This window comes from Bartonella fuyuanensis, assembly GCF_014197255.1.
Lineage (GTDB): Bacteria > Pseudomonadota > Alphaproteobacteria > Rhizobiales > Rhizobiaceae > Bartonella > Bartonella fuyuanensis.
In genome coordinates this window covers 1-19,727 of the sequence record NZ_JACIFE010000012.1, presented here as the reverse complement: position 1 = coordinate 19,727, position 19,727 = coordinate 1, and the positions used below count along the sequence as shown (strand labels likewise).

The 19,727-nt window shown below is 37.0% G+C and carries 11 protein-coding genes, 1 tRNA gene and 2 pseudogenes; 10 read left to right on the top strand and 4 right to left on the bottom strand.

The window, feature by feature from the left end; all coding sequences use genetic code 11:
- Nucleotides 1-11: 11 nt before the first annotated feature.
- Nucleotides 12-455 carry an iron-responsive transcriptional regulator RirA gene (gene rirA, locus GGR08_RS05315; RefSeq protein WP_183194333.1) on the bottom strand — a complete coding sequence of 148 codons (444 nt, stop codon included), beginning with the start codon at nt 453-455 and terminating at the stop codon, nt 12-14.
- 177 nt (nt 456-632) lie between these two features.
- On the opposite strand from rirA, the gene GGR08_RS05310 reads away from it, so the two are divergent.
- From GGR08_RS05310 to GGR08_RS05275, 8 genes are all read left to right on the top strand, one after another.
- Nucleotides 633-2,897: a sensor histidine kinase NtrY-like gene (locus tag GGR08_RS05310; protein WP_183194363.1), complete on the top strand. Its 2,265-nt coding sequence runs from the start codon at nt 633-635 to the stop codon at nt 2,895-2,897.
- A gap of 1 nt (nt 2,898) precedes the next feature.
- Nucleotides 2,899-4,257 carry a nitrogen assimilation response regulator NtrX gene (gene ntrX, locus GGR08_RS05305; protein WP_183194332.1) on the top strand — a complete coding sequence of 453 codons (1,359 nt, stop codon included), beginning with the start codon at nt 2,899-2,901 and terminating at the stop codon, nt 4,255-4,257.
- Nucleotides 4,258-4,261: 4 nt separating this feature from the next.
- The gene (trkA, locus tag GGR08_RS05300) at nt 4,262-5,638 is read left to right on the top strand and encodes a Trk system potassium transporter TrkA (protein WP_183194331.1); all 1,377 of its coding nucleotides are present in this window, start codon (nt 4,262-4,264) and stop codon (nt 5,636-5,638) included.
- A gap of 10 nt (nt 5,639-5,648) precedes the next feature.
- Nucleotides 5,649-6,458 carry a glycosyltransferase family 32 protein gene (locus tag GGR08_RS05295; RefSeq protein WP_183194330.1) on the top strand — a complete coding sequence of 270 codons (810 nt, stop codon included), beginning with the start codon at nt 5,649-5,651 and terminating at the stop codon, nt 6,456-6,458.
- Between the two features lie 147 nt (nt 6,459-6,605).
- Entirely contained in the window at nt 6,606-7,238 is a 633-nt protein-coding gene (gene clpP / locus GGR08_RS05290; RefSeq protein ID WP_183194329.1) for an ATP-dependent Clp endopeptidase proteolytic subunit ClpP, read from the top strand.
- Between the two features lie 183 nt (nt 7,239-7,421).
- The gene (gene clpX, locus GGR08_RS05285) at nt 7,422-8,696 is read left to right on the top strand and encodes an ATP-dependent Clp protease ATP-binding subunit ClpX (protein WP_183194328.1); all 1,275 of its coding nucleotides are present in this window, start codon (nt 7,422-7,424) and stop codon (nt 8,694-8,696) included.
- 182 nt (nt 8,697-8,878) lie between these two features.
- A complete protein-coding gene (gene lon / locus GGR08_RS05280; protein ID WP_183194327.1) occupies nt 8,879-11,305 on the top strand; it encodes an endopeptidase La in 2,427 nt (808 codons plus the stop codon).
- A 231-nt stretch (nt 11,306-11,536) separates the two neighbouring features.
- Nucleotides 11,537-11,815: an HU family DNA-binding protein gene (locus tag GGR08_RS05275; protein ID WP_183194326.1), complete on the top strand. Its 279-nt coding sequence runs from the start codon at nt 11,537-11,539 to the stop codon at nt 11,813-11,815.
- A 1,153-nt stretch (nt 11,816-12,968) separates the two neighbouring features.
- Here GGR08_RS05275 and trmFO read toward each other — a convergent pair.
- Nucleotides 12,969-14,273, bottom strand: a pseudogene (gene trmFO, locus GGR08_RS05270) (methylenetetrahydrofolate--tRNA-(uracil(54)-C(5))-methyltransferase (FADH(2)-oxidizing) TrmFO).
- Nucleotides 14,274-14,470: 197 nt separating this feature from the next.
- On the opposite strand from trmFO, the gene GGR08_RS05265 reads away from it, so the two are divergent.
- Nucleotides 14,471-14,553: transfer RNA gene (locus GGR08_RS05265), tRNA-Leu, on the top strand.
- 1,714 nt (nt 14,554-16,267) lie between these two features.
- Here the strand turns inward: GGR08_RS05265 and GGR08_RS05260 are convergent.
- Nucleotides 16,268-16,471: a type II toxin-antitoxin system YafQ family toxin gene (locus GGR08_RS05260; protein WP_183194325.1), complete on the bottom strand. Its 204-nt coding sequence runs from the start codon at nt 16,469-16,471 to the stop codon at nt 16,268-16,270.
- Between the two features lie 69 nt (nt 16,472-16,540).
- Nucleotides 16,541-16,792, bottom strand: coding sequence for a type II toxin-antitoxin system RelB/DinJ family antitoxin (locus GGR08_RS05255; RefSeq protein ID WP_183194362.1), 252 nt, complete (start codon nt 16,790-16,792; stop codon nt 16,541-16,543).
- Between the two features lie 352 nt (nt 16,793-17,144).
- On the opposite strand from GGR08_RS05255, the pseudogene GGR08_RS05250 reads away from it, so the two are divergent.
- Nucleotides 17,145-19,727 (top strand): annotated as a pseudogene (locus GGR08_RS05250) (DUF637 domain-containing protein); the annotation flags it as partial.

The window sequence follows — 19,727 nt, the reverse complement described above, 5'->3', positions numbered from 1 at the left end:
GTATTATAATATTAGTTTACTATTTTATCATTAATTTTAAAATGATTTTGAAAGGGTGGTCGTTGTAGGTCAGCTAAGGATATCACTGATAACACCTCAAAAAAAGCATGTAATGCTTTTTGAAGTGCGGTATTTAAACCACAAAAATCTATCAATGGGCAAGTCGGTTCTGCAGGATCGAAACATTCTGCTAGGGAGAAGTTATCTTCTGTTACTTTTACCACATCAGCAACTGAAATTTCTGCTGCGGGTTTAGCTAATTTCACACCACCATTGCGACCACGTACTGTTTGTATAAAACCTGCCTGAACAAGTGGTTGAAGGATTTTGAATAAAAAAAGTTCTGAAACAGCATATGCTTTAGCAATTTCTGAAACACGACTGAGAGTTTCCTGATTATCTGCACAATACATGAGCATTCGAAGAGCATAATTTGTTTGTTTTGTTAATCGCATCTCTTTTCCTTTATAAAGTATCGTCGGACGCAGTTTATTTTAAAGCTATTTTTGCAAAACGTAGAAGTTCTTTTTCATTGACTATACTTACCCTATTTAAAATGTAGTATTAGTGTTGTCAATTTTTGTCACAAAAGATTTTACGAGGATAATGGAATAGGGGTATATAAGCTTATGATGAATGTGATATCTGTGACAAATCTTCAAGACATAGATAAAAATACTTATAATGATGAGCTGTATCGTTTAAGTAAGGTATATATCTTTTTAGGTATCACAATTATTATATTGGCTTTACTTACAGCCTCTGTTTCGTTTATTATTCTTATTGGATTAACTCCTGTTGTTCCTAGTAGAACAGTAACCCTTATTCTTATAGGGATTAATAGTTTCTGGATTTTAGGGCTTATTGTTATTGTTTTTTATGAGATGATTCCGATCATTCGTGCATGGCGTTCAAGGCGTGCAGGTTCACGTCTTCATGTGCGTCTTATTTCATTGTTTGCACTTGTTGCAACGATGCCAGCTGTTGCTGTAGCTCTTGTATCGGGGCCAGCATTGAATTTGGGACTTGATCGATGGTTTGATACAACAACGCGGCAAATTGTAGGTTCTTCAATTGATTTAGCAAATGCTTACGCAGATGAGATGCTTCAAAATTTAAAAAATTTATCCTACGCTATGGCATTTGCACTTGATAACAAAAAACTTTTAGAACGTAATCCAGTTGAATATCGGATGCAATTAACGCGTCATGCTATCGGACGCAATTTGCGTGGCGCATTTTTGTTAAGTTCTAGCGGAACTATTTTTGTATCGAGTGCTCTTGGTGATGAGGATAAACTGCCAATCCCTCCTTCCAATCTTATTGAACGTGCAACCAGTGCGAGGCCCTTTTCTTTTCAACCAGGTGTTCATGATTATTTTGGTATTATTTTAAAATTTACCAATATTCCAAATACATTTTTATATTTGGTGCGTGACGTTGATAAAGGTGTTTTATCTGCTTTGCGTTTGACAGAAGTTAATACAGATCGTTATCGTGACTTAAATGAAAATCGTCTTTTGACACAAATTGCCTTTGGTATGCTTTATTTGTGTCTGTTTTTTAGTTTATTCTTATCAGCTATTTGGGCTGCTATCGCTGTTGCTGATCGTTTAGTACGTCCTATTCGTCTTCTTATTAGTGCTGCTGATGATGTGGCTTCTGGAAATATGGAAATTTTCGTTCCAGTGCGCGCGAAGGATGGAGATATTGGGCAATTGTCCAAAACTTTTAATTACATGGTTAGTGAATTGAAAAGTCGGCGCAATGAGTTAATTGCGGTGCGTGATCAAATTGATGAGAGACGGCGTTTTTCTGAGGCTGTGTTATCGGGTGTAACTGCGGGAGTAGCCGGTATAGATCATAATGGTGATATTACAATTATCAATCGGTCTATTGAAACGATGTTTGATATTCTCTCTGAGGACGTTGTTGGACAAAGCCTTTTATCTTTAAGTGCTGAAATTTGGCATGTTTTTCAGTTTGCGCGTTCATTAGATCGTAAAAATCATCGTGAGCAGGTCACTTTAAATGTTGCAGGAAAAGAGCGCGTCTGTAATGTCCAAGTTACGATGGAGGAGGATGATGGTCAGGGGCCATCTTGGGTTTTAACAATTGATGATATTACAGATCTTGTTTCAGCACAACGTACAGCGGCATGGGCAGATATTGCACGGCGTATTGCACACGAAATTAAAAATCCTCTTACACCTATTCAGTTATCCGCTGAACGTATTCGTAAACGTTATAACAAAGTTATTACACAAGATAGAGAGGTCTTTGAGCGGTGTGTTGACACAATTATTCGACAGGTTGGGGATATTGGACGTATGGTTGATGAGTTTTCTTCTTTTGCACGTATGCCCAAACCACAAATGCATGTTTTAGATATCCGTGAATTGTTGCGTGAAGCATGTTTTTTGATAGAAGTGACACGACATGATATTCATTTTGAGCAAAACTTAGGGAGTCTACCGCTTATGGGTGCATTTGACAATCGTCTTATTGTACAGGCTTTTTGCAACGTTATCAAAAACGCGAGCGAATCTATAGATTCGGTTATGCGAGAAGAAAATATTTGCGGTCATATTCTTGTTCGTTCTTATCGTCAAGAAGAATGGGTGGTTGTGGATGTTGTTGATAATGGGAAAGGACTTCCTAAAGAGCAAAGACAAAAGTTATTAGAACCCTATATAACAACGCGGGAAAAAGGAACAGGGCTTGGATTAGCCATTGTGCGCAAAGTTATTGAAGATCATGGTGGTTCCATGGAGCTTCATGATGCACCGGAGAGTTTTTATGAAGGTCGTGGTGCGATGATCCGTTTGATATTTCCAGTGGATGGGGGTAAGAAGAGTAGTATTATACAAGCCATAAATCATAAGATAGGGGAATAGTATGGTATCAGATATCTTGATTGTTGATGATGAAGTGGATATTCGTGAGCTTGTTGCTGGTATTTTAGATGATGAAGGTTATGAAACACGTGTTGCTTGTAATTCTGATGAAGCATTGGCTCAAATTAGTGAGCGTATTCCCAAGCTCATTTTTTTGGATATTTGGTTACAGGGGAGTCGTCTTGATGGATTAGCATTGCTTGATGAAATTAAAACGCGATATCCGGCTCTTCCAGTTGTTATGATTTCTGGACATGGTAATATTGAGACAGCTGTTTCTGCTATAAAGCGAGGTGCATATGATTTCATTGAAAAACCTTTTAAAGCTGATAGACTTGTATTGGTTGCAGAACGAACACTTGAGAACTCAAATTTAAAACGTGAGCTTTTAGAGTTACGGAAGCGCTCGAACGAGACATTAGAACTGCTTGGAAAATCGACAGTTATAAAAAATTTGCGTCAAATCATAGAAAAAGTAGCACCAACCAATAGCCGCATCATGATAACAGGTCCTTCAGGAGCAGGAAAAGAGACTGTTGCGCGAACTATTCATGCGCTTTCAACGCGTTCAAATGGGCCATTTGTTACAATAAATGCTGCAACGATTACTCCGGAAAGAATGGAAATAGAGTTGTTTGGCAGCGAAATGGAGGGAAGAGAGCGCAAGATCGGTGCCTTAGAGGAAGCCCATGGTGGAATATTGTATCTTGATGAAATTGCTGATATGCCGCGTGAGACTCAAGGTAAGATTCTTCGGGTGTTAACGGGGCAGACATTTGAGAGAGTGGGCGGTACGAAACGTGTTAAGGTGGATGTTCGTATCATTTCTTCGACAGCACAAAATCTTGAAAATCTTATTTCTGACGGGCGCTTTAGAGAGGATCTTTTCCACCGTCTTTCCGTTGTTCCGATTGCTGTTCCACCTCTTTCAGCACGTCGAGAAGATATTCCGGAACTTGTACATCATTTTGTAAAAACAATATCACAGCAGGTTGGGATTAAACCGCGTGAAATCAGTGATGATGTGATAGCTATTTTACAAACACATGCTTGGCCGGGTAATATAAGGCAATTACGTAATAATATTGAACGTCTTCTTATTCTCGTACGGGATGGTGATGGGCCTATAACAGCGGACTTTCTGCCTAGTGAAATGAGTGATTCTGTGCCACGTTTGCAAATGGATGCAGATGAAAGTATCATGGATTTACCGTTGCGTGAAGCGCGAGAATTGTTTGAAAAGAGATATTTAGTGGCGCAGATTGGGCGTTTGGGTGGAAATATATCGCGGACGGCTGAATTTATAGGTATGGAACGTTCAGCTTTGCATCGTAAACTTAAAGCGCTTGGAGTTTCTTAAGGTTATGCATGTTATTATTTGCGGAGCAGGCCAGGTTGGTTATGGGATAGCCGAGCGTCTTGCTGCCGAAAGCCACGATGTTACTGTTATTGATATTGAAACGAAATTAATTGAAAAAATTCGCGATACATTGGATGTGAGAGGTTTTGTTGGTCATGGTTCTCGGCCAGAAGTTCTTTTGGCTGCAGATGCAGATAAGGCTGATATGTTGATTGCTGTCACTTTGTTTGATGAAGTGAATATGGTGGCTTGCCAGGTAGCACATTCATTATTTAATGTTCCTACAAAAATTGCTCGTATTCGCTCACAATCTTATTTAGAACCACGTTATAAGACGCTTTTTTCCAGAGAGAATATTCCCATTGATGTGGTTATTTCACCAGAGGTTGAAGTTGGGGAAATGGTTTTACGCCGCATTGCTTTACCTGGTGCAATAGATGTTCTTTATTTTTGTAATGATGATATTGTTGCGCTAGCCTTGGAATGCATGGAAGATTGTCCAGTTATTAATACACCTTTGCGTCAATTAACAGAACTTTTTCCGGATCTTCATACCACCGTTACCGCTATTAAGCGTGGTTCAGAATTATTAATTGCACATTCAGAAACGCAATTACGCGTTGGTGATATAACCTATCTTGTTGTTTCTCGTGATCAGATGCGTCGTGCAGTTGGGCTTTTTGGTCATAAAGAACAAGATGCTCACCGTATGATTATTGCAGGGGGTGGTCACATTGGTCTTTATGTTGCACAGGCTATTGAAAAGCGTCTCCATAAATTAAAATTGAAGATTATAGAATCGCATAGAGAAAGAGCCCTTACAATTGCTGATCAGCTTGAAAAAACAACCGTTTTATATGGTAACGTGTTAGATCCAGTGATTCTTCAAGATGCGGGTATTGATCAGGCTGATTTAATGATTACATTAACCAATCAAGATCAGGTTAATCTCTTAAGCGCTATTATTGCTAAAAGATTGGGTTGCAAAGCCAATATGGTATTGATTAATAATGTTGCTTATCAAGAATTTAGTCGCGCTGTTGGTGTGGATGCATATCTTAATCCTCATAGCGTTACAATATCGAGAATTTTGCAACAAATGCGTCGTGGGCGTATTCGTTCGGTTCATTCAGTTTTTAATGGTCGAGCAGAAATTATTGAAGCTGAAGTGATGCAGACATCTTCATTGGTTGGTAAATCATTATCAGAGCTCAATTTATCAGATGGTTTGAGAATTGGTGCAATTTATCGCAACAAGACAATAGTTCAGCTTTCGGCAGATATACGTATTTTATCTGGTGATAGAATAGTGATTTTTGCTCTTGCTGATAAGGTTCGTGACGTTGAACAACTTTTCCGCGTGAGTTTAGAATATTTTTGATATATTATCTATGGATATTTGTACTTTTTGGTATAGTGGGCAATTAAGGTTGGTGGATAAGCTTTGCTTGTCCTCAATGGTTAAAACTGGCCAGCGTGTTAAGCTTTTTAGTTACGATAAAAAAATAGATAATCTGCCTACGGGGGTGCAGTTACATGAAGCTGAATCAATTTTACCACGCTCAGCAATTTATCGGCTTGATCCCAATTTTTCTGATGATAAACCGGGATGTACAATTGTTCAATTTTCGGATTTTTTTCGTGTTATGCTGATGAAATATCGACAAGGTGTTTGGTTAGATACAGATGTTTACCTTGTTAAACAATTTCATCCAGATGCGGATAGGGTTTGGTTGGCAAGAGAAAATAATATAAGAGTGGGCGTTTCTGCACTTTATTTTCCTCCAGATAATCCTATTATAAAAGTGTTTGAAGATTATTGGTCAGGCACAGAAATTATTCCTCATTGGCTCGGGTTTAAGCGTCGTGTTTGGAGACCGTTTTGGTTAAAGAAGAAAAAAATGCCGATTTTACCTGGAAGTCTTGGCGTTACGATATTTGGCAATGATGGGATATCACGATTAGCAAAACAATATGGCTTTTTTCATGAAGCAAAGGAAAAGGAAACTTTTTATTATTGGACTGGGAGAAAAACTGAATACATCTTTGAACCAGCTTTTGGTGTAAAACCGCTTACAGATACACGTTTAATAGGATTTCATATTCACAGAAAGACAAAGACTACGCAAAAACCTCAGGAAGGAAGTTTTTACCATTGGGCGGTATCTCGCATTCCCGATGTTCATGATTTATTTCGGTAGAGTTATTATTGCTATTTTAACTATTGGAATTTTACTCTATCTTATAACAGCTCTTGATTGTAATTTGCACAAGAGGGTAATGTTAGCCTATAGATAAAAGCATTGAATGTGTAAAGAGCGATTGTTATATGAACGGAAAGTAAAGATATGAGTGATCCAATGAAAACAGCGTTAAGCCTTGTTCCTATGGTTATTGAACAGACCAATCGTGGTGAACGGGCCTATGATATTTTTTCTCGTCTTTTAAAGGAGCGGGTTATTTTTATTAATGGTCCTGTTGAAGATAGTATGGCGATGCTTGTTTGTGCACAATTGCTTTTCTTGGAAGCGGAAAATCCTAAAAAAGAAATTAGTCTTTATATTAATTCTCCAGGTGGTGCTGTGACATCTGGTATGGCTATTTATGATACTATGCAGTTTATTCGCCCTCCTGTTTCGACGCTTTGTATGGGGCAGGCAGCATCTATGGGATCTTTATTGTTAACAGCTGGAACAAAAGGCCACCGTTTTACATTGCCAAATGCTCGTATTATGGTGCATCAACCATCTGGTGGTTTTCAAGGTCAGGCTTCAGATATTGAGCGACATGCCCAAGATATTATAAAGATGAAACGACGTTTAAATGAAATTTATGTTCAACATACAGGGCAAGATTATGAGGTTATTGAGAGAACCCTCGATCGTGATCATTTTATGACAGCGGAAGAAGCTAAAGCATTTGGCTTAGTTGATGATGTTATACAATATCGTGTAGAAACTGAAAAAGAAGAAAGAGATTAAGAATTTTTATAGAAAAAATAGTTACTTTAAAATAAAGAGTTTTATAAAAAATATCGCAAAATGAGAGAAACACTTAAAAATGTTGAGACATGCATAGTTTTCTATATGTCTTTTAGTTTTCATGATGAAAAGCTTCCTGTGAAAAAGCGAAGTATTCATATATCGTGGTGAAAGGAAAGAAAAATGAGCAAAATTAGCAATAGCGGGAACGAATCAAAAAATACTCTCTATTGCTCGTTCTGCGGTAAGAGTCAGCATGAGGTGCGTAAGCTCATTGCCGGGCCTACAGTGTTTATCTGTGATGAATGTGTAGAGCTTTGCATGGATATTATTCGGGAAGAAAATAAGTCTTCTGGGGTTAAGGTGCGTAATGGTGTTCCTACTCCACAGGAAATTATCACAGTTCTTGATGATTATGTTATTGGTCAACAGCATGCAAAGCGTGTTCTTTCTGTTGCTGTGCATAATCATTATAAACGTTTAGCACATCAGTCTAAAAGCAATGATATTGAGTTGGCTAAATCAAATATTCTTCTTGTGGGTCCAACGGGCTGTGGTAAAACTTATCTCGCACAAACATTAGCACGGATTATTGATGTGCCTTTTACAATGGCAGATGCGACCACTTTAACTGAAGCAGGATATGTAGGTGAAGATGTTGAAAATATTATTTTAAAGCTTCTACAAGCTGCGGATTATAATGTTGAACGCGCGCAACGTGGTATTGTATATATTGATGAAGTCGATAAAATTTCTCGTAAAGCAGATAATCCTTCTATTACAAGAGATGTTTCAGGAGAAGGAGTTCAGCAGGCGTTATTAAAAATTATGGAAGGCACGATTGCTTCTGTTCCGCCGCAAGGAGGACGTAAACATCCGCAACAGGAGTTTCTTCAGGTTGACACTACAAACATCTTATTTATTTGTGGGGGAGCTTTTGCAGGTTTAGAGCGGATTATTTCAGGGCGTGGTGAAAAAACTTCTATTGGTTTTTCTGCGACTGTTAAAGCACCTGATGAGCGTTGTGTTGGTGAAATTTTTCGTGATTTAGAGCCTGAAGATCTTATAAAATTTGGTTTAATACCAGAATTTATTGGGCGCCTTCCTATAGTGGCTACCTTAGAGGATTTAGACGTTAATGCTCTCATGCAAATTTTATCACAACCTAAAAATGCGTTAGTAAAGCAATATCAGCGTCTTTTTGAAATGGAAAATGTTGAGTTAGCATTTCATGAAGATGCTTTACGTGTTATTGCGAAGAAAGCAATTGAACGCAAGACTGGTGCACGTGGTTTGCGTTCAATTATGGAGAAGATCCTTCTTGAGACGATGTTTGAACTACCAGCTCTTGAAGGTGTTCAAAAAGTGGTTATTTCGAGTGATGTCGTTGATGGGAAAGCGCGTCCTCTTTATATTTATTCTGAACGTGCAGAAGATAAAGAAAATGTATCAGCATGACATTGTCACGATATAGAATGTAAAAAGTGGTCATGAATGATATTTGATGGGTGTTACTTAATATCGTTATAATGCTTGATTTATGCGTTAGTAATTACCACTTCACGTATTGTCGAGAGCTTAGGTTTTCTAAGGAGTGGCTTATTGTTGTAGATAGCTCATAGACTCCAGAAAGGAGAGTTATGCAATATATTGATGAAAAGAGAGATGAGGTAAGAGATGGAATTTATGCTGTTTTGCCTCTTCGTGATATTGTTGTGTTCCCCCATATGATTGTTCCACTTTTCGTGGGCCGCGAAAAATCAATTCGCGCTCTTGAAGAAACGATGGCGGTTGACAAGCAAATACTATTGGTGACACAAAAGAATGCTTCTGATGATGATCCAAAATCGGAAGATATTTATCATATTGGTACATTTGCTAATATTCTTCAACTTTTAAAACTTCCTGATGGTACTGTAAAGGTTTTGGTTGAAGGGACTGCACGTGCAAAAATTAGTCAATTTGCTTTAAGTGAAGGTTATCATCAGGCTTTTGCGACTGTTATAGAAGAACCTAAAGAGAGTGATGTTGAGATTGAAGCTCTTTCAAGGTCAGTGATTGCTTATTTTGAAAATTATGTAAAGCTTAATAAAAAAGTCTCTCCTGAAATTGTCAATGCGATTGGTCATATTGATAATCCTTCTAAACTTGCTGATACGATTACTTCTCATTTGATGATTAAACTTGGGGAAAAACAGGAGATATTAGAACTCTTACCTATACGGGGCCGTCTTGAACGTGTTTTGTCTTTCATGGAAGCAGAAATTTCTGTTTTGCAGGTTGAAAAACGTATTCGTTCGCATGTTAAACGACAAATGGAAAAAAACCAACGAGAATATTATCTCAATGAACAGATGAAGGCTATTCAAAAAGAGTTAGGAGCAAGTGATGATAGCCGCGATGAGCTCTCTGAACTAGAAGAACGTATTAAGAATATAAAACTTTCCAAAGAAGCACAAGAAAAAGCTGGGGCAGAATTGAGGAAATTACGGAATATGTCTCCTATGTCCGCAGAAGCAACAGTTGTACGTAACTACCTTGATTGGTTATTAGCAATGCCTTGGGGTAAAAAATCTAAGATTAAAAACAATTTAGATTTTGCTGAAAAAGTCATGAATAATGAACATTTCGGTCTTGAAAAAGTTAAGGAGCGAATTACTGAATACTTGGCCGTCCAAAGTCGTGCATCAAAGATAAAAGGTCCCATTATTTGTTTATTAGGTCCTCCTGGTGTGGGGAAAACATCATTAGCTCGCTCTATTGCAAAGGCGACAGGGCGTGAGTATGTTCGAATTTCTTTGGGAGGTGTACGGGATGAAGCGGAAATTCGCGGACATCGCCGAACATATATTGGTTCAATGCCTGGAAAAATTATCCAGTCTATGAAAAAAGCAAAAAAATCCAATCCGCTTTTCTTGCTTGATGAAATTGATAAAATGGGACAGGATTTCCGTGGAGATCCTTCATCAGCTTTATTAGAGGTTCTTGATCCTGAACAAAATGGTACATTTATTGATCACTATTTGGAAGTTGAATATGACCTTTCTGATGTTATGTTTATCACAACTGCAAATACGCTTAATATTCCAGGTCCGTTAATGGATCGAATGGAAATTATTCGTATTGCTGGTTATACTGAATGTGAGAAAATGGAAATTGTTAAGCAACATCTTTTACCAAAGGCACTAAAAGATCACTGTTTGTCTAAAAAAGAACTCAACATTTCTGATGGAGCGTTAAGGTCGATTATTCAGTTTTACACGCGTGAAGCAGGTGTTCGTAACCTTGAGCGTGAACTTATGAAAGTTGCCCGGAAATCTGTTACAAAAATTCTCAAAACACATCAAAAGTCTGTAAAAGTTACAGAAAGTAATATTAATGATTTCTTGGGCGTTAAACGTTATCACTACAATCAGATTGAAGGAGAAAATCAAATTGGTGTTGTGACAGGTCTAGCGTGGACAGAAGTTGGTGGAGAGTTATTGACCATTGAAGGAGTTATGATGCCCGGCAAAGGTAAGATGACTGTAACTGGAAATTTACGTGATATCATGAAAGAGTCCATTTCAGCGGCAGCATCTTATGTACGTTCTCGTGCGGTTGATTTTGGTATTGAACCGCCACTTTTTGAAAAATGCGATATCCATGTTCATGTGCCAGAGGGAGCGACTCCAAAAGATGGACCATCTGCTGGAATTGCAATGGTAACAGCAATTGTTTCAGTACTTACAGGGATAGCTGTACATAAAGATATTGCAATGACTGGTGAAATTACTTTACGTGGACGTGTTTTACCAATTGGTGGATTAAAGGAAAAACTCCTAGCTGCTCTTCGAGGAGGAATAAAAAAAGTACTTATTCCTGAAGAAAACGCAAAGGATTTGGTTGATATTCCTGATGATGTCAAAAATAACATGGAAATTATTCCGGTAAATCATGTGAGTGAAGTTTTGAAACACGCTTTAGTTCATTTTCCCGATGCTATTGAATGGGAGGAACGTTCTACAGTGGCTGTATCTATTAGGCCAGAGAACAGCGATAATGAAGGAATACAGATTGCGCACTGATTCACTCATCACATTTATAACTGCATTTTTTAAGTGGCAGAAGGCATTGTTGTGGTTATTATTCTGTTTTTTGTTAAAAAAAGTGAAAAAATCCGTGAATAACTATGATTATTGCTAAAAAAACAATGTTTTGGATAAAAATAAGACTTCTGTTTGCTGTACTTTTCAATAAACTGGCTAATAGCATGATTAAGTCATGTTGTCAGGTAATATAGGGAAAGGAAATATTCTATGAATAAAAGTGAATTGGTTAGCTCTGTTGCTGAAAAGGCAGGCGTTTCGAAAGCGCAAGCGGGTGTTGTTGTTGATGCTTTTATGGCTTCTGTAACAGAAGCTTTAGCTTCAGGAGGTGATGTTCGTCTTCCAGGTTTTGGCTCTTTTGAAGTTTCTCATCGTGCTGCTACGAAGGGGCGTAATCCTTCAACTGGTGCTGAAATTGATATTCCAGCGCGTTCTGTACCCAAGTTTTCTGCAGGCAAAAGTCTTAAAGAAGCAGTTAATAAAAAATAATTTAAACAGCATTAAAAAACCCGATTTATTTATAAGCGGGTTTTTTAAACGCATGTTTAAGCACATCTATTCTATATTGTGCGCGTTTTTCCCATAAGAATTTTGTATCCTTGTGGTTTATGTGTTGTTGATCCTTTTGAAAGTGGTTTTAAGTGTTGTATAAAATATTGTAGGCTTGGACTACATTGTTTTTAGCCGATTCAATAAAATATTGTACTGTAGTAATGGAATACTATGTGGTTTGTAAAAGTGATGTTAACTTTTATTATGCTAAAGCGCTATGGGTTTATATTCAAAATGATTCTCCTAAATAATGTAAGGCAAGGAACTTTGTGAAGTCTAAAAAGCTACTATGTGCGATCATTTTTACGCTTAATACTTAATAAAAGTGCAAGTTAGCGCCATCAGGTGCTTTTTTCAGTTCTTATAATGTTTTGGTAGCTCTCGACATATGATATGGGTGCATAAAGGATGGTTTGTAGTTCTTTACTTATGTACCAGCTTAGTTTGTGATGTACTAAACAAATAATTTTTATAAGAGAGTCTGAAATAGAGACACCTGATAATATTCAAGTTTGGCATTCAGTATAGAAAGATATAAATTAATTCATTGTAAATTGGTAAAGCGGCGTCATCATTTTTTGCTTTCAATATTGTGATTTTTCTTGATTCTTGAAATGGGAGAGACATATTTAGCTCTGTTTTAAAATATTTTTTCTCCTGTTTTGATTTCACGTGTGATTTGCAAGCAAGCATTTTTCTTCATACTCTAAGAATTAAGATGAGAGAATATCACAAACTTTGAAAAAGGAAGTTAAAGAGCAGAAAACCTCCAGTTCTTAATAATGTAGATTATATAAAATTATTAATGACAAAAAAGATAGTGTTGTACACGTACTGTTTATCTATTTATTGGACGTATTAAATTGTTGATAGAAGTAAAGGCTTTGTTATATTTAAAAATTATTTTACAGCATTTGCACTATTGAATAAATAATAAAACATAGAGCAGTATTTATTGATTAAGGAAGACAGTATTTTTAAAAGGCGTTAGAATGATTTTTTACAGGAATCATTGAGATTTATTCAGTAGATGGGAAGAGAATCATATATTGTATTATCAATAGGAGTTCTTTGATTATTTATCTATTAATCACTGAAAACAATCAAGAAGAGCTCTCGTTGTTATAGTTTGTTTTTTTGCTAATTTTTTTCTTTACTTAGAAAGGGTTTTTCTAAATGTTTAATAGAAGTAATAGGAGAAAGAGTCTGAAATTGATATTCATTGGCTGAAAGGATTGCCTTTCTGTGTCTTTTCTTACATTGTGCCTCTCTGTAATATGGTTTAAAAAGGTTCCAAATGCGTGGTTTATGGAGGTAAGAAAGGGCATTTGTAATGATATTCTGCAGCGGCAAAATGCCTCCGCAAAAAGCCCTTTTGCAGTTGATTCCGCATAACCTTTACATCCTAGTAATCTGCCCTGCAAAGTGTAGTCGTTTTATTTGTTTTAACTACAGAGTTTGATCAAGAATGATTGGAGAGTTGAGGTAGGTGTTGCAATAGAAGATCACCAAGATGTGCAAATTCGTTCATCATATTTCAGTTTTGTTTGAAGACCAATCATCTTGTAAAGCGTACCAAGTTTATTATATTGGCATAATTGAATGACAGTATAGGGTTTAACTGTAGGGTTGTGGGCATTGGTTAAGCCTATAGGTTTCATAGGATTATGTCTTAAAGTTTCAAATCCCCTTTCAGCCATAATTTCAATAGGGAGGCATCTATTAAAATAAGGCGTTTTTTCGCAGTCATAAAATTCTGTTTTGTCCGCATTTTTTAATGCTTAAATGAAAGTTTCATACTGTTCTTTATTTAGGGAACAGTTAAGATAGTCTTTTCTTGTTTTCTCAGAACTAATTTTATTATAGTGAGACCGATATCAATAAATATTCATATCAACTATTATCGATATGGATAACGTGCAATAGCATCAAAAAATAAAAGATATTTTGTACCAGTTATTGCCTATGATTCTTGAGCAAGTGCAGGTAAGGTAAGAGGATCCGTTGCAATGACTACATGTTTCCAAGCTTTAGGATTTTCTGAATTCCTTCATGTTTTATTATTATAAAAGGGTGGTTTTCGAGTGCTGTTGTCACGGTTTTTAAAAATTCATTACGGTCAATGGCAAGAGTTCTGCCCGCAGGGACTTTGTTGATATCAGCTGCTTTCATAATCAATGATTTTGCTCATCGCATTTCAGTATGGAGAAGTCCTCCGACATTTATTGATGAATCATAATAACGAAATGAGTTTTAACAAACAAGTTCTGCCAGTTTATCGGTTTTTATGGGCATCTGATTTTCTTTGGGAACGCATTTCATACAAAATAACAGGAATCTCCAGTTGAACGATTTAATAGCTTGCTTCACTACCTGCAAGATCTCTATCGATAATATAATTGAAATATCAAATGCCTTTACCATGATCAATTTTTAGCGCAAGCAGCCATGTATGAAAAGCATATATTTTATTTTTGTTATTTATAAGAATTAATGTGTATTTGTTTTTTTTAATATATTTATTTGCTTTTTTTCTGTAATTAATGGTATAGAAACGCCGTTTGTATAAGGTTATTAGCTTTGTTAAGTTTAGCGGATGTGGCGAAATTGGTAGACGCACCAGATTTAGGTTCTGGCGGGAGACCGTGGGGGTTCGAGTCCCTCCATCCGCACCACTTATAATTTTCTATAATATCACTTAATATCGGTGTTTATCTCATTTTTCTTATAGCTCGTTTTTTATTTAATGAATTATTTTTATGTACGACCTTGATATCTGATAAATCTATCAAAAGGTGGTTTAAAAGGTGATTAGGAAAACAAGAACGCGTAATAGATTATCCACATTATCTGTAAAGAATTTTCCTATTCATTTGAAATGTTAGAGAGAATGGGGGTGTTGTTTGATATATTTTTCATATTTAAAACCTATCTGTAAAAAGTTTTCAATTGACACCCTATAAGAGTATCGGGTGTTGAAAATACGCCAGATAGTCTGTTGTTACGCTTTTCCCAGAAAGGGTCTTATATGGTGCAACTACACCCGACAAAATCATCATATATGCTAATTAAAGCATAAAAGATAATCAGTTTTTAATAGGGTTAGGTTTATCGCAACCTCTTCGCTATCGATTTAGTATTTTCATCAATTGAGTATTTATATAGAAAAATACGTATTTATTGTAAAATAATATTTTATCTTTTTGATATTTTTGTTGTATTTGAAAATTTTATTGTGTATTGATATTATCATGTGCTTATTAATTGCTTCTTTTATATTTATATGCTTTTAAAGATATATTATGTGCTTTCTGAAACGATTGCGTTATTTTTTTAATCTATACATTTATAATATTTAGAAACGCATTTCATAATGCGTATTTTTATCTTTATAACCTATCAGTTTTTTCACTAAATGAATTTTAATTTTTTTGTGAATTTTGTTTATAAGGGGCTTTAATTTAAACGACCTTAATAGCACCGCGCTCTTATAATCAATGCTTTCATTTTCATAATAGAAACAATAAATAGGATAATTGCGATTTATAGACTGTTATGAAAACATCTAAAGAGAGTTTGATAACTATAGAGATTAGAAAAATCCTTTTTAATAGACCGTGTCAGTGTTGTCAGTTCCTTTTAGACCCTCTATTATTTTTTTTAAATGATAAAAAACTAAAACATTATATTTCAATAGGTTAATGTTTTTAAGACATAATTCATATCAAGAGTACAATCTTTAAAGATAACCAATGATGTGAATTGATTAAAACTTGTCAGTTATGTGTCAGTAAATTGAACTGACAAAAGTGATTATTTTAGTGAGTGGTTAAAGCGTATCTTATGAAAAGCGTATGAAATTAAAAACTGATTAGGTTATCGAAATCCCTTTTATGAATTTTAATCAGTTCTTTTGAATGATAACCTTATGATTTATAGAATGATTACAACGTGCTTTATGAAAATCATGTGATTCTTTAAAGCCTTTCAAAAGATAGTTTGTAACTCATATGAAATGCTATCAGGACCATTAGGTTATGAGTTTTGGAGGTTTTGGGGGTTTTGGAGGTGCTTTTTACGCCCCTTTATATATTTTTTTTCAATCGAAAAATAAAAGTCATTATATTTCAATATATTAGCATTTTATAGATACAATCTATATTAAAACACAACCTATAAATACAATCATGATATATTTTTGAAGGGGTTTTGAGAGTTTTAGGAACCTTCAAAACCTATAAGCAAAATGAATATATATAACTCTCTTTAAACAAAGCTTTTGAAAAGCATAAAGCTATCATTTTAGATTACGGTATAATCTTTTAAAGGCAATGTAAAAAAATCTAATTATGTAGAGAAAAGTTAGAGTATTTTTAACGTTCCATATAATTAGTCTTTGAAAAGGTCAGAGTGAGTTCCTGTACGAATAAGATGTAATTTATCTCCTTCTATTCTATAAATAAGCAGCCAATCTGGTTCGATATGAATATCATGATACCCCACCCAATCGCCTTTTAGTGGATGATCACAGTAATGTCTTGGTAATGACTTTTCTTCAATTAGAAGACTTAATAGTGTACGCAGCTTATTCATATTTTACCGCGTTTTTCCGTTTTGCGTACGTCACTTTTAAATTGTCTTGAGCGAACAGGTATCAGCATATTAAATGCCTAAGTCCTTAAAAAGGGCATCAGCGTTTTTAAATGTCTTACCTTCAGCTAATTCCTTTATAGCTTTACGTGTGATACTATTAGGTACTTTAGGATCAAAAGGCAAACAACCTTCTTCAGCGACACGCAAAAATGTTATGCGGATAAGGTCTGATGCACTTAATCCCATACGTTCTAAATTAATCATCGCTTGTTTTTTCATTTCAGCAGGAATGCGAGCGCGAACAACAGAATCGGCTTTCATGATTTGTACCTCCATTTATAACCTTTATTATAATGTAGCTACACTATAGCCTCAAGTCAATTTTTTTAGAATTAAAAACCCTTTGGACAGCAGGTATGGTAAAAAAACTCCACGAAAAAAACCTTGATTCGCAATAATTAAGAGGAATGTTGCTAAATCCTATTCTTTTAACTTTATTTTGTTATCCTTCATAGTAAAGAAGATTTTGTGTAAGCAACTTAACAAAAGAGGTATAGATTATGGTTATAAGCTCTATACCCCTTATGCGTTTATCATACCCATTCTGTGAGCATGCTTTATAAGCTATTCAGTTTCTCTAATTTCTAATTTTGGTAAGTTTTTCACGATTTTCATTGTTTCTAAAAAGCGGGTTGAGCTTTTCAGTGATGGCCTATTGATGATGGGCGAGACAAGTGAGGTTGGTGCTTATGATGTAACGCTGAAGGCAGGCACACTCACCCAAGCTGGGGTTGTGGAAGCACAAGGCGGGGTACTTACTCTCAACAGCCATGATGTTTTAAGCAATTTCGGTATCATGGTGGGGGGTGTTGTTGAAGCAAAGCTTGGGTCTTTAGCCAATTTTGGTCAGCTTTTATCCCGTGACAGCTTTACGCTTATAGCAAAAAGCCATGATCGGTCATTGGGGAAAGTTGCTCTGGTTTTAAATGGTGAAGACGGTGTTCTCAAAAGTGGTGGTGCTTTTGTCTTAACCGCAGATGTTTTGGACAATGCCGGCAGTATTGGTTCAAGTGGGGATGGGGTTGCGCTCAATGTGAGCGCTGATCTGAGTAATAGTGGGCTGATTTATGCCAAGAAATCTGCCATTTTCTCCTTGGATGGGGATTTTATTAATAAGTTTGCCGATGTCATTGCTGAAGACAATCTCATCATCCGTGGCTTAAGTGGAGAGCGGGCTGGTCATGTGATCAACAGCTCGGGGCTTTTAGAAGCCGTGTCAGGCGATATGACCTTCGATGTCTCAGCGCTTACCAACATGCGTGAAGGTGGGGTTGAAGTTAGCGATAAAGTGGTTTCTCACAGTTACGTGCGAGGAGAATGGGAAAATATCCCAAATGTTGATAAACACACAAGGATCAAGAAAAATATCGACACTACGATCATTCGTCAGCAGCCTCATTTTACCAATAATGCGGCACAGATTTTGGTAGGGCGTCATCTCACGGTCCATGCCGGTGATATCCGCAATAGCTATAGTTTGATTGCTGCTAATGGCAACATTGAGATGCAGGGTGATACGCTGCTCAATGAGGGGCGTGATTTAATTGAAACAACCAAGATTGTAACTGAAACACGCTACAGATATAAGCAATGTAGTGCCGCAAATCCAGCATGTATAGGGCAAGGTGCAGAAGAATGGGATGGTCCTACTTTTACCCAAACACTCAAACGCACTTATGATGCGGTTTATGGCACGATTGAAGCTGGTGGCACGCTTGATGCCAAGTTGACAGGCACTATTGACAATCATGCGGTGCGTGAGGGGGTTGAGCAAGTTGGCTTAAGCTCTGGCGATAAAGGTTTGGCTGGTGTTAAAAACACCGATTTTGATGTTTCCAAACCCCTGATTAGTGATGATCGATTAGATGGGATTATCAATGGTTTGAAAGGGCATAAAGGGCTTTTTGCACCAAGCACAAAAACACCCGCACCAGAGTCCATACAGGTGCTAACGCAAGATGGGCTTAGCTCTGTCAAGACAGAATTGGCTCAGACCCAAACACCGGATGTGCCATTTTTAATCGAGACGCGACAGGACTTTATCAACCCAAGTAAATTTTTGGGATCGGACTATTACTTAAAAAAGATTGGCAATTATAAGCCTGAGCACGTGTTTAAAAAGTTGGGGGATGCTTATTTTGAATATCGTCTGGTGGGTGAGCAAATCTTTGAGCTAACAGGCAACCGCACTCTTCTTGATGTTGAAGATCCCAATGCTCAAATGCAAAGGCTCTATGACAATGCTGTGGAGCAGCAGGGTCCTTTGGGGTTAGAGCTAGGCAAGGCCTTAACGCCTCAGCAGATTGCTGGGATCAAAAAGGATATGATCTGGCTTGAGACCCACCTTGTCGATGGACAAGAGGTCTTGGTACCCCACGTTTATTTGGCAGCAAATTCTTCTTTAGCACAAGATGTTTATGAGGCAAAAACGCAGCAAGGAAACCTTGCCAGTGCACGTTTGAAAGGCAATGGCGTCACTATAGAGACGGATCGTCTTACCAATAGTGGCACCATATCGAGTAATGGTGCATTGCATGTTTCGACTACGCAAACTTTGTTTAATGATGGTGGTTTTTTGCTTGGCAGCGGTGCTGTAGATCTCAGCAGTGGCGATCTTTTAGCCAACTCTTCCGGTGTTATTCTGGGGGATATCATCACCCTCAATGCGAAGACAATCATTGATGGGACTGCAAAAATCCGTGACACGAATGAATATGGTTTTGTTGATCGGATCGGACAGCAGGCTCAAATCATTTCTATACAGGATTTAAACATTCACTCCCTTGGCGATTTAAGCATGACTGGTGGCCAATGGAGCAGTGGTGGATCGACGACGGTGATTGTCGATGGTTCTGCTACATTTGGTTCATTAGTGCTAGAGAGTGACCATAAGGAGACATTGGAAAAAGGGCATTATAACGCCCAAAGCAGTGAGCACCGTTTGACAGAAGTCAACAGTGATGGAGATTTGACCATTGTCACAGGTGGTGAACTGAACCTTGGGGGAAAGTTTAAAACCAAGGGCAATGGGGATTTCACCAGTGGTGGCGCTCTCAACGTGGTTTCAGAGCAAGATTTTAACAGTTTTGATTTGGATCTGAGGGGCAAAGAAGGCGACAAATCGAAGCAAAAGAATAAGTTTCGTCAACAGTCAACAGAAGTTACGACAAACAAAACCACGATAGAAACAGAGGGC

What these genes read in the sequence shown, in the direction of transcription:
- rirA (WP_183194333.1), bottom strand. Translation starts at nt 455, where the DNA reads ATGCGATTAACAAAACAAACAAATTATGCTCTTCGAATGCTCATGTAT.
- GGR08_RS05310 (WP_183194363.1), top strand. Translation starts at nt 633, where the DNA reads ATGAATGTGATATCTGTGACAAATCTTCAAGACATAGATAAAAATACT.
- ntrX (WP_183194332.1), top strand. Translation starts at nt 2,899, where the DNA reads ATGGTATCAGATATCTTGATTGTTGATGATGAAGTGGATATTCGTGAG.
- trkA (WP_183194331.1), top strand. Translation starts at nt 4,262, where the DNA reads ATGCATGTTATTATTTGCGGAGCAGGCCAGGTTGGTTATGGGATAGCC.
- GGR08_RS05295 (WP_183194330.1), top strand. Translation starts at nt 5,649, where the DNA reads ATGGATATTTGTACTTTTTGGTATAGTGGGCAATTAAGGTTGGTGGAT.
- clpP (WP_183194329.1), top strand. Translation starts at nt 6,606, where the DNA reads ATGAGTGATCCAATGAAAACAGCGTTAAGCCTTGTTCCTATGGTTATT.
- clpX (WP_183194328.1), top strand. Translation starts at nt 7,422, where the DNA reads ATGAGCAAAATTAGCAATAGCGGGAACGAATCAAAAAATACTCTCTAT.
- lon (WP_183194327.1), top strand. Translation starts at nt 8,879, where the DNA reads ATGCAATATATTGATGAAAAGAGAGATGAGGTAAGAGATGGAATTTAT.
- GGR08_RS05275 (WP_183194326.1), top strand. Translation starts at nt 11,537, where the DNA reads ATGAATAAAAGTGAATTGGTTAGCTCTGTTGCTGAAAAGGCAGGCGTT.
- GGR08_RS05260 (WP_183194325.1), bottom strand. Translation starts at nt 16,471, where the DNA reads ATGAATAAGCTGCGTACACTATTAAGTCTTCTAATTGAAGAAAAGTCA.
- GGR08_RS05255 (WP_183194362.1), bottom strand. Translation starts at nt 16,792, where the DNA reads ATGAAAGCCGATTCTGTTGTTCGCGCTCGCATTCCTGCTGAAATGAAA.